Annotated in this window: 14 protein-coding genes; 9 read left to right on the top strand and 5 right to left on the bottom strand. The window is 65.5% G+C overall.

The window, feature by feature from the left end:
• Positions 1-19: 19 nt before the first annotated feature.
• A complete protein-coding gene (locus AKJ09_RS42325; RefSeq protein ID WP_146653521.1) occupies positions 20-535 on the bottom strand; it encodes a hypothetical protein in 516 nt (171 codons plus the stop codon).
• Between the two features lie 40 nt (positions 536-575).
• On the bottom strand, positions 576-1,490 hold the full coding sequence (locus AKJ09_RS42330) for a LysR family transcriptional regulator (RefSeq protein WP_146653522.1): 915 nt from the start codon (positions 1,488-1,490) through the stop codon (positions 576-578).
• A gap of 252 nt (positions 1,491-1,742) precedes the next feature.
• Between AKJ09_RS42330 and AKJ09_RS42335 the strand changes: the two genes are divergently transcribed.
• Both AKJ09_RS42335 and AKJ09_RS42340 read left to right on the top strand, forming a co-directional pair.
• The gene (locus AKJ09_RS42335; RefSeq protein ID WP_146653523.1) at positions 1,743-2,816 is read left to right on the top strand and encodes an alkene reductase; all 1,074 of its coding nucleotides are present in this window, start codon (positions 1,743-1,745) and stop codon (positions 2,814-2,816) included.
• Positions 2,817-3,496: 680 nt separating this feature from the next.
• Positions 3,497-4,015, top strand: a complete 519-nt coding sequence (locus AKJ09_RS42340; RefSeq protein WP_146653524.1) for a DUF4395 family protein — start codon at positions 3,497-3,499, stop codon at positions 4,013-4,015.
• Here AKJ09_RS42340 and AKJ09_RS42345 read toward each other — a convergent pair.
• The gene (locus AKJ09_RS42345; protein WP_146653525.1) at positions 3,982-4,947 is read right to left on the bottom strand and encodes a LysR family transcriptional regulator; all 966 of its coding nucleotides are present in this window, start codon (positions 4,945-4,947) and stop codon (positions 3,982-3,984) included. The two genes, AKJ09_RS42340 and AKJ09_RS42345, sit on opposite strands and share 34 nt — an antisense overlap.
• Before the next feature lie 45 nt (positions 4,948-4,992).
• Between AKJ09_RS42345 and AKJ09_RS42350 the strand changes: the two genes are divergently transcribed.
• Entirely contained in the window at positions 4,993-5,421 is a 429-nt protein-coding gene (locus tag AKJ09_RS42350; protein WP_146653526.1) for a DoxX family protein, read from the top strand.
• A 107-nt stretch (positions 5,422-5,528) separates the two neighbouring features.
• Positions 5,529-6,305, top strand: a complete 777-nt coding sequence (locus AKJ09_RS42355) for an Ig-like domain-containing protein (protein WP_146653527.1) — start codon at positions 5,529-5,531, stop codon at positions 6,303-6,305.
• Here the strand turns inward: AKJ09_RS42355 and AKJ09_RS42360 are convergent.
• Positions 6,295-6,861, bottom strand: coding sequence for a MarR family winged helix-turn-helix transcriptional regulator (locus tag AKJ09_RS42360; protein WP_169928313.1), 567 nt, complete (start codon positions 6,859-6,861; stop codon positions 6,295-6,297). The genes AKJ09_RS42355 and AKJ09_RS42360 overlap by 11 nt on opposite strands.
• 133 nt (positions 6,862-6,994) lie before the next feature.
• Here AKJ09_RS42360 and AKJ09_RS42365 point away from each other — a divergent pair, with 133 nt between their 5' ends.
• The 5 genes from AKJ09_RS42365 to AKJ09_RS42385 all read left to right on the top strand — a co-directional run bounded on the left by AKJ09_RS42365 (position 6,995) and on the right by AKJ09_RS42385 (position 11,850).
• Positions 6,995-7,798: a dienelactone hydrolase family protein gene (locus AKJ09_RS42365; RefSeq protein ID WP_146653529.1), complete on the top strand. Its 804-nt coding sequence runs from the start codon at positions 6,995-6,997 to the stop codon at positions 7,796-7,798.
• Between the two features lie 111 nt (positions 7,799-7,909).
• A complete protein-coding gene (locus AKJ09_RS42370) occupies positions 7,910-8,854 on the top strand; it encodes an NADP-dependent oxidoreductase (protein ID WP_146653530.1) in 945 nt (314 codons plus the stop codon).
• A 127-nt stretch (positions 8,855-8,981) separates the two neighbouring features.
• Positions 8,982-10,487, top strand: a complete 1,506-nt coding sequence (locus tag AKJ09_RS42375; protein ID WP_146653531.1) for a DsbA family protein — start codon at positions 8,982-8,984, stop codon at positions 10,485-10,487.
• A gap of 188 nt (positions 10,488-10,675) precedes the next feature.
• A complete protein-coding gene (locus tag AKJ09_RS42380) occupies positions 10,676-11,269 on the top strand; it encodes an RNA polymerase sigma factor (protein WP_169928314.1) in 594 nt (197 codons plus the stop codon).
• The gene (locus tag AKJ09_RS42385; protein ID WP_146653533.1) at positions 11,266-11,850 is read left to right on the top strand and encodes a hypothetical protein; all 585 of its coding nucleotides are present in this window, start codon (positions 11,266-11,268) and stop codon (positions 11,848-11,850) included. Before AKJ09_RS42380 ends, AKJ09_RS42385 begins: the two co-directional genes overlap by 4 nt.
• A gap of 12 nt (positions 11,851-11,862) precedes the next feature.
• Here AKJ09_RS42385 and AKJ09_RS42390 read toward each other — a convergent pair whose 3' ends face one another.
• Entirely contained in the window at positions 11,863-12,144 is a 282-nt protein-coding gene (locus tag AKJ09_RS42390; protein ID WP_146653534.1) for a hypothetical protein, read from the bottom strand.
• Positions 12,145-12,190 lie beyond the last annotated feature (46 nt).

Here is a 12,190-nt window from a genome sequence, read left to right on the forward strand (position 1 = left end):
ACGTTCGACCTGTCGACTGTCAGCGATCCGGACGAGCGACGTTGCGTCGTCGGGCGATGACGCCTTCGAACGCTGCGCGGTCGTAATGCGTCGTGAGCTTTCCGCCAATCGCTACTGAGACGAGCCTGAGTGCCCACCCGATGATGCGCCCTTCGACGAGGAGATGCACACCATCGAAGCGGTCCACGCGCGTGCGCGACCAGGTGGTAATGCGCTCGCGCGCTTCCACGTCGTAGTTCTCGAGCTTCACGCAATCATGAAAGGCAACGACTCCACGTTGGCTGCCCATCCAATCTTCGAGCGTGCCAATGAGCACGTTCGCGAGATCCATGTCGAAGTGGCCCACGATACGCGTGTGCAAGTACGCGTTCGAACGGTGGAGGACCACAACTTCGCCCCGACGCGACACTTGCAGGCCCCCTTTCATTCCGTCGGTCGAACCCGGGTGACGAAACGTGCTCACCGCTCCTTCGAACGGCAAGCGCGGCTCGAACTTGAAGGCTATCGCTGGCTGGCGGCCGACCGCGGGAGTCACGGCCACCAACCTCGACCCGAGACGCGCGGTCTCAAGCCATCTAGGTATTGCCGGCGTTGTCCTCGAACCATGACGCGAGCATGTCGACGAAGACGCGCGCCCTCGGTAAAAGCGCGCCTCCTGGCGGGAAGACCGCGTAGATTTCGCCGCCGGGGGCCGTCCAGTCGCTGAGAACCTGGACGAGCTGCCGTTTGGCGAGGAAAGGCCGGACGAAATAGCTTGGTGAGCGGAGGAGCCCGAGCCCCGCAGCCGTGGCACGAGCGGCCAGTTCGAAGCTCGTCACCGACAGACGCGAACGCACCGGAATCATCCGCTTGCGGCCGCCGACGAGGAATGGCCACTCCATCGGCTCGGTCGCGCCCGGAATGACGATGGCGTCGTGCTCTCGAACATCCTCGGGACGCGACGGCATCCCTCGCTTTTCCAGGTAGCGCGGGCTCCCATAGTAGCCCCCCGTCAACACGCCGAGTTTCCGGGCGACCAGCGACGAATCGCTCAGCGGCGCCGGACGGATCGCCAGGTCCACGCCTTCGCGCACCAGGTCGAGACGCCTTACCGAGGTGTCGAGCACGAGCGACACCCGAGGGTACCGACGAAGGAACTGGACGACGACACCTTCGAGAAGCAAGCCCGCCAAAGCGGCGGACGTCGTTACGCGCAACGTGCCGCTCGGTTCGGCTTTCGCCGAGAGGGCGACGGCCTCCGCATCGCGTGCCGCATCAAGCGCACGCTTCGCCTGCTCGTAGTAAGCGCGCCCCTCGTCCGTAAGTCGAAGCGACCGCGTCGTCCGGACGAGAAGAGTCACACCGAGACGCCTCTCGAGCTGCTGAATGCGATGGGTGAGTGTTGCCTTACGCGCGCCCGTCGCACGCGAAGCAGCGGAGAACCCGGACGCGTCGACGACCGAGGCGAACGTCGCGAGCTCCTCGAGCGAACGACCCAATTGGTACTCCATTCGTACCAGTCTTATGCGTTCATCGATGATTGTTCAACGGCTCGCTGGGCCCCACAATCATGAACGACGCCCCCCGCACGCTCTCTCGCTGCCGTCTCGTCTTGCGCAAAGCGCTTCTCGAACATGCGGCCTCGGAGAGCGAGCGTCTGCAGCACGGATGAACGTTCGTGCGCGCGCACGGCGACGCGTCATCGCCCACGTCCGGTCCTCAGAGGAACAGGAGTGCGGCTGGCAACAGCTCGCATTGATCTGATGCAAACATCATCGATTCTCTTTCAACCCGTCGAAATCGGTGCGCTCGAGCTTCCGAACCGCATCATCATGGCGCCGCTCACGCGAGCGCGCGCGGGCGACGTCCGTGTGCCCAACGATCTGATGCGCGAGTACTACGTTCAGCGCGCCAGCGCCGGAATGATTCTGACCGAGGCGACTTCGGTGACGCCCCGAGGGGTCGGTTACGCCGATACACCCGGCATTTGGTCGGACGAGCAAACGGCTGGTTGGAAGCGCATCACCGAAGCGGTGCACGCTGCTGGAGGCCGTATTCTGCTCCAGCTCTGGCATGTGGGGCGAATCTCGGACCCGGTGTTCTTGAATGGTCAGCGTCCCGTCGCCCCGAGCGCGATCGCGGCGGGCGGGCATGTGAGCCTGGTACGTCCGCACAGACCGTTCGTCGTTCCGCAGGCCCTCGAGCTATCAGAGATTCCTGGCGTCATCGAAGCGTTCCGAAAGGGAGCACAGAACGCGCAACGCGCAGGTTTCGACGGAGTCGAGATTCACGGAGCGAATGGCTATCTGCTCGATCAGTTCCTGCAGACGGCTTCCAACCTTCGCACGGATGCGTACGGCGGAACGGTCGAGAATCGCGCGCGTCTGACGTTGGAGGTGACCGATGCGGTGACGAGCGTTTGGGGCGCCGATCGCGTTGGGATGCACCTTGCCCCTCGCGGTGACACCCACTCGATGGGGGATGAAAACCCGCTCGAAACCTTCACCTATCTGGTTCGCGAGTTGGGTGGACGCAAGCTCGCGTTCATTTGCGCACGTGAATCGTTGGGTGAAAATCGCCTAAGCCCGAAGCTCAAGGAAGCTTTCGGGGGTGCGTACATCGCCAACGAGGGCTTCACGAAGGACGCCGCCGAAAGGGTCATCCTCGAAGGTGAAGCAGACGCCGTCGCGTTCGGGAGGCCATTCATCGCCAATCCCGATCTCCCCGCACGGTTTCTGACCTCCGCTCCGCTCACCCCTCCGGACCCGACGACCTTCTTTGCTTCGGGCCCGCAGGGCTACACCGACTATCCGCGATCGACGAACGTTGAGGTCTGACCGTCGTTGAGGTCCGACCGACATTGAGCAGCTCAACGAGTTTGGTGTCGCAGAGAACCGCAGAGAACCGACCGACATTGACCGCCACCCGTCTCTTCTTCTCCTCAACGTCGGTCCGTTCTCCTCGATCTTCCCAGGCCCCCTCAACGTCGGTCGGATCTCCTCCTCAACATCGGTCGGATCTCCTCACCCTCAACGTCGGTCGGATCTCCTCCTCAGTCGCCTGTCGGAACTCCTGCGGCGCGTCGGCAACGTCGGACCTCCTGCGGCGCGTCGGCAACGTCGGACCTCCTGCGGCGCGTCGGCAACGTCGGTCGGATCTTCTGCGGCGAGTCGCCGCCGGGGTGGCAGTGCGCTTGTGGCGGTGCGCTTGGGAGGCGGCGGGTCGAGCCGTGCTCGAAGCGGACGTCGATGGTCTTTGGGTCGCCTCGGCGGACACCGCAACGATCGTCCCCGCGCCGTACTCCACCGCGTCCCAACCCGGCGCCTTCGCCTCCTTCGTCCGGGAGCACGCGAGGAAGGTCGACGTCGAGGGTGAAGGTCACCCGTGCTGATACGCACGAGCTCGTGACGTCCTCGTTCGTCGTGCGCGACGACGAACGCGCTTCACGTCTATGACGTAGGAGGACGAAGTCTTGCATCTGGCTCACGGCCGTCATTCTCGGCGGCGGGAGCAGCTCATGACTTCACGCTTCACCGAGCGCAACTTGGACATGCAGGGATTCGCGTGCGAAACGGACGCGAGCATCGCTGGCGTTGCGCCCTGGCTCAGGCTGACGCCTTCGCTCAGCACGGCCTGGATCGTCACCGGGACGGCGCTGGCGTCCCCCGCCGTGCTCTTCTGCTTCTCGCTGACGTCCGCCTTCGGTGCATCGCGGCGCGAGCATCCGTTCGATCGCCTCTACAACCGAGGCCTACGTCGCATCACGAAGACCGCGCCGTTGCCCGCCAATCCGCCGCCGCGACGCTTCGCGATGGGACTTGCGGCGGCGTGGGCGGCGACGGCAGCCGCGCTCTTCGCGACAGGTCACAAGCGGACTGGACGAATTGCCGGAGGACTTTTGGGCCTCGCGGGGGCAACCGTGGCCTCGACGCACTTCTGCCTCGGTTCGTTCGTCTATCGGCAGCTCGAGAAGTTGCCGAAGCCTCGCCGTGGGCTCCCCCGCTATCCGCGCGTCTCGGTCGCCGGCCTCGAGTGACGACGGGCGCGAGCACGGAAAGTCTCGAGCACGAAGTCGCGGAAGGCGCGCACCTTCGACGGAAGAAAGCTCCCGCCGCGGTGGAGGAGCCAGAGCGATGCCCCACCGAGCGCGTAGTCGTCGAGAACGCGCGTCAGACGCCGTGACGAGAGCTCACGCTCCACGGCCACGCTCGGGACGATGCCGATGCCTCCACCGGCGGCGGCTAGCTCGACGACGAAGTTCATGTCCGTCGTCGTCAGCGCCGACGGCACGACGCGATACGAAGTCGATCGCCCCGTGGAGACTTGCTTGAACGGCAAGACGATCTCGCGATTGGTCTGCATGAAGATGATCGGATGGCCCGCGAGAGCGTCAGGCGTTTTCGGGACTCCTCGCTTGCGCAGATACCCGGGTGACGCAACGAGGGAGGCTTCGAGGTCGACGAGTTTGTGGGCAATCAGCGCGGAGTCGGGCAGGCGAAACGAGATGCGAAAGGCGAAATCGAGCTTGTCGGCGTCGAAATCGAGGGCCGCGTTCGTGACCAGCATTTCGATGCGAACTTTCGGATGATGCTCGGCGAAGGAGACCACGAGCGGCGCGAGCACGGAATTGAACTCAGTGGCCGACGTGACCCGCAACACCCCTGCCGGTTCGGCGCGATCGCGGCGCGCGTTCGCGTTGGCGTCTCCGAGCAGCTCGAGCACCTCCCCCACGCGGGCCCGATACGCGAGGCCATCCTCGGTGGCTTTCACGAGCCTCGGCGACCGTTCGAGTAGCCGCACGCCGAGCGAGCTCTCGAGCCGCGAGAGCCGCCGGCTCACCGTGGCCTTACTCTCGCGCAGCACCTTGGCGGCCGCGGTCAGCGAGCGGAGGTCGGCCACGAGACAGAACGCCCTCAAATCCGAGACGTCTTCGACCAACGTTGCGTCTTCTGCAACTCGACGTTTCATGCCCCGTGCCTTGTTCGAGATTTCGCAACGTAGCACCATCCCACCATGAACAAGGTCGAAGCCGTCGAGAGCTCGCAGACGCCGAGCAAAGCCGTTCACTACGGGCTCTGGGTCGCGCAGGTTCTCCTCGCTCTGATGTTCGGCATGGCGGGAGCGATGAAGAGCTTCACCCCCATCGGCGAGCTGTCGAAGAGCCTCCCTTGGGTTGCCGAATCGCCCGCCGCGCTGGTTCGGTTCATCGGTCTCTCCGAGCTCGCCGGCGCGCTCGGATTGATCCTCCCGAGCGTCACGCGGGTGCGCCCTCGTCTCACCGCCCTCGCTGCGGTCGGTCTCGTCCTCGTCATGGCCCTGGCCTCGCTCTTCCACCTCTCGCGCGGCGAAGCGAAGGCCGTTCCCGTCAACTTCGTTTTGGGTGGCCTCGCGGCGTTCGTCGCATGGGGACGCTCGAAGAAGGCTCCCATCGCGCACCGCTGAACTGCTGGAAGTTCGCGACGTTGCCAGCAGACGACTGACATTGCCGCGCGAGTCCCCCAAATGGGGAGGCACGCGAACGATCGCGTCGACGTTACGCTCCCCTCGTCATGCACAGCACATGGGTTCGGCGTGGGCGGCTCGCCTCTCTCTTCTCTCTCCTCCTCCCGTGCGCGCTGACGTTGGGCATCGCCGCGTGCGGCGACGACCAAGAAGCTTCACCGCCCCCCGAGGTCGCCGCGGAAGCCCCCGACGCGGCGCCGTCGTCCAGTGATGACGCCTCGCCGACCCCCGACGTTGGCTCGCAGGATGCGACCCCCGATGCATGTGACGACGCGAACGCTTGCGCTCCGGTTACGCCCCCCGTCGCCCATCCCGTGACGGCCAGCATCATGGCAGGCACCATCGACGCACCGATCACGCTGAACATCACCGGCGGCGCCCCCACCTCGGTGGCAGTCCCGACCAGCCCCTCCCACGGCACGGTCAACGTCGGCAGCACCTCGATCACCTACACGCCGACGACGGGCTACACCGGCCTCGACAGCTTCCCATACACGGCAACCAACGCGGGCGGCACCTCCGCACCGGCCACCGTGTCCGTCACCGTCAACCCGCTGCCCCCTGCACCCATCGCCCACTCGGTCGGGGAGACCATCCCGCGCAACAGCACGAAGACCCCCATCACCCTGAACATCACGGGCGGCCCGCCAACGTCGGTGTCGGTCCTCACGGGTCCCTCACATGGCACGGTCGACGTCGTGGGCACCGGAATCACCTACACGCCGACGACGGGATACACGGGACTCGATAGCTTCACGTACACGGCAACCAACGCGGGCGGCACCTCCGCACCGGCCACCGTGTCCATCACCGTCAGTCCTTGACCGAGCTTTCGACCAGTCGCTCGAGGAGCGTGCGTAGCCGCGTGGCATTCGGACCGCCGAGCTTCTCCGCGATCCCGCCGTCGAGCTCGGACTTCACGTCGTGGACCGCCTCCAGCAAGCGCTGGCCCTTGGGCGCGAGGCCCACGAGCGTGACGCGTCGATCGCCTTGGCTCGCCTTGCTCACGACGTAACCGCCGCGCTCGAGCTTCTTCACCTCGCGCGCGCAGAACTGTTTCGTGGTCTCCGTTGCGTCGGCGAGCGTCTGGATGCTGCTCGGGCCGCGTTGCTCGAGCTCCTTCGCGAGCCGCACCTCGGGCATCGCGATGCCCTCGAAACCACGGGCTTCCAGGGCGACGAGCAGCCTCTCCCGCTGACGTTGTGCGGCGATGCTCAGCAGCGTGAGCAGCGGGCGTTCCGACTCGTCGTGATCGCTGCGTATTGACATTGGACACCTCGGGTGTCTATTTAGACACCCTGGGTGACGAAAGGAAGGGCCGCAAGCGGCCTGGTTCGACGCGTAGGGCGGCGACGCCGACGCGCGCGCGGCGAACTGCATGCACGGACCATCGGCAGCGGTTGCACGGACCGAACGTGCATGCCGAGGACGGGCTCGGCTCCGCGTCACCCATCGTGGGCCCCGAAATCGCGGTCCGTCCAAGGGACGCCGCAACAGGGGATTGGAGGAGCCAATGGCGAGGACGACGATCGATCTCTCCACGCGTGACGGCATCTGCAAGACTTCGCTTTTCCGGCCGGACAGCGGATCCGGACCTTGGCCTGGCGTGCTCTTTTTCATGGATGGTGTCGGACCGCGCGAGGCGCTCTTCGAGATGGCCGAGCGCATTGCGCAAAGGGGCTATGTGGTGGCGCTTCCCGACCTCTTCTATCGGGTAGGCACCTACGAGCCTCGCAAGCTCTGGCGCCTCATGTTCGACCCCGTCACCCGCAAGCAGTGGGAGACGCGATTCTACGATTCGGCGATGGACGTCGAGCACTTCATGATCGACGCCGAAGCGGTCCTCGACTTCCTCGAGACCGAGCCGGACGTCGCCGATTGTCGGGTCGGAGCCACCGGCTACGGCATGGGAGGCACGCTCGCCTTGCGTGCGGCCGGGACCTTTCCCGAATGCATCGGGGCAGCAGCCTCCTTCCACGGCGGCGAGCTCGCGAGTGACGACGCAGAGAGCCCACATCATCTCGCTCCGCGCATGAAGGCCCAGATCTACGTCGCCGGCGCCATCGACGATCCCACCTTCCCCTTCCGCATGAAGCAGCGCCTCGAAACGGCGCTACGCCACGCCGAGGTGAACCACATGATCGAAACGTACGCGTGCGCGAAGAACGGCTGGACGATCCCCGATCATCCCGCGTTCGACGCTCCGCTCGCCGAGCGGCACTGGCGGGCTCTCTTCGCGCTCTTCGACGGTGCGCTCGGCCCGCCCATGACCACCACGAAAACCTCGCCCAGCGCACGCCAGCACGCCGCGCGCTAGCGCCATCTATCGTTCGATTCGGCCGCGCTCGTGACAGGGCACGAATGCTGCTTTTTCGCGAGGGTCGATTGGCAGCGCCGAGTGCAGCGTCGAAACCCAAGGAGAGTCGCCATGGGCACGCCCGAGCTTCCCGAGACTGGAAAAGCCGTACGCTTCGAGCGCTACGGCGGTATCGCCGAGCTCTTCGTCGTCGACGTGCCCGTCGAAGCGCCGCCTGCAGGTGAGGTGCTCGTCCGCGTGCTCGCCGCGGGCACCAATCCCGGCGAGGCCGCCATTCGGAAGGGCTTGCTCGACGCCATTTTTCCGACCACCTTCCCATCCGGGGAAGGAAGCGACTTCGCCGGCGAGATCGTGGCCGTCGGCGACGGTGTCACGAGCTTCCGCGTGGGCGATGCGGTCCTTGGATGGTCGAATCGACGAAACAGTCAGGCCGAATACGTGAGCGTGCCCGCGGGCCAAGTCATCCCCAAACCGAAGGCCTTGAGCTGGGACGTCGCGGGCAGCCTCTACGTGGTCGGCGTCACCGCGTACGCAGCAGTTCGCGCGGTGAAGCTCTCGCCCGGAGATACGCTCGTCGTCTCGGCCGCCGCGGGCGGCGTAGGGTCGGTGGTCGTGCAGATGGCCAAGGCAAAGGGCGCCACCGTCATCGGTATTGCGTCCGAATCGAACCACGACTGGCTACGCGAGCACGGCGTCATCCCGGTGAGCTACGGCAAAGGACTCGAAGCGCGCATTCGCCAGGTCGCGCCCCAGGGCGTCGATGCCTTCATCGACACGTTCGGCGCGGAGTACGTGAAGCTCGCGCTCGACCTCGGCGTTCCCAAGGCGCGGATCGACACCATCATCGCGTTCGAGGCGGCCGAGAAGACCGGCGTCAAGACCGACGGCAGCTCGGTGGCGAGTACGCCGGAGATCCTTGCCGACGTGGCAGAGCTCGTCGCGAACGGAACCGTCGAGATTCCCATCGCCGCACGCTATCCGCTCGACCGCGTCCGCGACGCTTATACCAAGCTCGAAAAGCGCCACACGCACGGCAAGATCGTGCTCCTGCCATAGCTCGTCGCAGAGGAAGCCCCCTCGAACGTCTTTTTCCGTAACCTCTCGCGCCGGGCGGCCAATTGGGGGTGAGGCGAGCTCGATCGGAAGTCCCCGATCGGGCTGTTTCTGCCAAGAGAGGACTTCCATGTCGAACGAGACGGACCACGAGGCCCGTGACGTCGAGGTGCATCCGCCGTCCGAGAGCGGCAGCGGCATCAGCCACGGCATTGCCATCATCGGATTCATTCTGTGCTTCTTCGCCGGTGCCGCGCTCGTCTGGGGCTACGACACGCATCGGATGAAGACCGCCGGCATCTCGCTGGACGCCATGTGGCGGAGCGTCTCGGGCGGCGCCGCGGGTACATGGGCCGACTCGGATTCGCCGATTCCCGTCACAAGTAAGGATCCCGTTTGGGGCAATCGTGATGCGCCGGTCACCGTCGTCGTCTTCTCGGATTTCCAGTGCCCCTTCTGCTCGCGGGTCGAACCGACGCTCGAGCAAGTCAAGAAGACCTACGGGCCGGGCAAGGTACGCCTCGTCTGGAAGAACCAGCCGCTACCGTTCCACGAGAAGGCCAAGCCGGCGGCCGAGGCGGCGCAGGCGGTCTTCGCGCTCAAAGGCTCCGACGCGTTCTGGAAGTTCCACGACACGGCGTTCCAGAACCAGAAAGACCTCGCGCCCGAGGCTTACGAGAAGTGGGCTGTCGATGCCGGCGTGGATGCGAACCAGTTCAAGTCCGCCCTCGCGTCGAAGAAGGGCAGCTCGAAGATCGACGAAGATCAGCAGCTCGCGACGAAGGTCGGCGCGAACGGCACGCCTTCGTTCCGCATCAACGGCGTCGAGCTCGTCGGAGCACAGCCGTTCGACAAATTCAAAGAGGCCATCGACAAGGAGCTCGGCAAAGCCCAAGCGAAGATCGCCGCGGGCACGCCGAAAGACCAGGTCTACGTGGCCATGTCGAAGGAAAACTTCAAGGCACCGGCGCCCAAGCCAGCGGCCGCCGAGCCCGAGGAGAAGGAAGACACCACCACGGTCTGGAAGGTCCCCGTCGGAAACGCGCCCTTCCAGGGCAAGGCCGACGCGCCCATCACCATCGTCGAGTTTTCGGACTTCCAGTGCCCGTTCTGCAAGCGCGTCGAGCCCTCGCTGGAGAAGATCCGCGAGACGTACGGCGACAAGGTTCGCATCGTGTGGAAGCACGAACCCCTGCCCTTCCATCCGCGCGCCGAGCCCGCCGCCGAGCTCGCCGTCGAGGCGCGCATCCAGAAAGGCGACAAGGGCTTCTGGGAGGCTCACAAGCGCCTCTTCGAATCCCAACCGAAGCTCGAAGACGCCGATCTCGAGAAGATCGCCGCCGACATGGGCCTCGACGTCGCCAAGGTCAAGACGGCCATCGCCGACAAGAAGCACAAAGCCCTCATCGACGCCGACAACGCGCTCGGTCAGAGCGTGCAGGCGAACGGCACGCCGCACTTCTTCGTCAACGGCCGCCGCATCGTCGGAGCTCAACCCTTCGACAAGTTCAAAGCCATCATCGACGAGGAGCTGAAGAAGTACGACGACGCCAAGGGACGCGTCGCGGCCAAGGACTACTACGACAGCGTCATGAAGACGGCGAAGGAGAGCCAGGCCAAGGCCAAACGGCTCTGAGAGCTCGGACATTCCTCGCATGCTGCGCGGTGCGCGGAATCTTCTGGTCGCGGAGCCCAGCCGTGACCGAAAGCACAAATACCCGCCAAAAGCCGCTATCGGCGGCTCGCCCGAGAGGCCCTCGCATGGGAATCTTGGGTGGCCGCCGATTTTTCGTAACTTTCGCGGGAACCCGGCCAAGGAACCACGTGGCCATCGTTGCGCTCGGAAATCGCTTCGTGTCGGAGGACGCTGCCAGCGCCCGCGACAGCGCCCGAATCGAAGCGCTCTACGCGGAGCACGGAGCGCGCATCCACCGCTTCCTCCGTGATCTCCTCGACGACACGGCGCTCGCCGCCGACGCGACACAAGAGACGTTCGTCCGCGCCTACAAGCGACTCTCCGATCTCGATCCCGCCCTTCGCGTGGCCCCGTGGCTCTTCGGCATCGCGCGCAACGTTGCCCTCGAAACCCGACGAAGCCGCTTTCGTGCAAGGCGACTCGTCGTCGACGGCGCCGGACAAGAGCTCCAGGTCGCAGGGCCTGGATCCCCGGAGACCGACTATCTCGGCCAAGAGGCACTCCACATCGTTCGACTCGCGCTCGCCAAACTCACGGAGGAGCGTCGCGCCATGCTTCTCCTACGCCTCGATCACGGCTTGCCGTACGAGGACATCGCCGAAACCATGGGCTGCTCGCTCGCCAAGGTGAAGGTCGAAATTTTCCGCGCACGAGAGACGCTGCGCGAAGCGATGGCCGCCTACGAAAGGACTCCGAACACCAAGGAAAGGACGCGACGATGACGTGCTCGCAGCTCGAGCAAGTCGAAGAGCTTGCACTGGGCAACCTCCGTAGAGACGAAGCCGCCGCCGCGCGCATCCACCTCCTCGGGTGCGCGGAGTGCGAAGAGGCCCACGCGCAGTTCGTCGCCGAGCGAGCGCTCTTCGTGGGGCGCGAGAACACGCACGACGTCCCGCCGTTCCTCGACACGGCGGCCCTCGCCAAAGACGTCGAGCCGCAGCCGCATTCGTTTCTTCGTACCGCTCAGGCGATGGTCGCCATCGCGGCCGGCGTCGCCGCGCTCGTTCACGCCTCGCCGCACGCACCGCAAGGCGCAACCGACGCGGCCATCGAGACTGCCGACGACGGCGCGTTGGCTTCGAGCGACGCTTCCTTCGGCCTCATGTCGACGGCCAAGCTAGCCTCCGCGTGCGAACTGCCTTCCCCCGACGTCGAAGGGCCGCTGTGCTCCACCCCGTCGAGCCAATATTTTTCGCGCGCGCGAGACGAAGACCGAAACCGCATCTGCCAGGACACGGACGCGCCCGTGTGCGCGAGCGCATCGACGAGTCGCCTGGTGATGTCGTCGTCCAGCGCGCGCTGATCCTCCGGTTCGTCACTGCGCTTCGAGTGCGCGTTTGATCGCCTCGGGTTCCCGATGCGCGTCGCAGATCTTCCTGAGCTGCTCGCGCGTCGGAATATGCCGCACGTTGCACTCGATGGTGAGCAGGGACAGAATTCGTTGGGTCGTATCCGAATACAGGACGTGCGCCGCGCCCTCCTCCGATTCGAAGACGCGCACGTCGGGCCGCTCGGCGAACGCGAGCCGGAGCGTCTTCGTCGTGACACCGAGGGTCACGCAGACGTGCGTGGTCTTCCGCTGCTGGTCGAACCACACCGGGACGGCGACCCGCAGGTCCTCGTGCAGATCCGGATCCGTCCCG

The sequence above is a fragment of the Labilithrix luteola genome (assembly GCF_001263205.1).
Classification (GTDB): Bacteria; Myxococcota_A; Polyangia; order Polyangiales; family Polyangiaceae; genus Labilithrix; species Labilithrix luteola.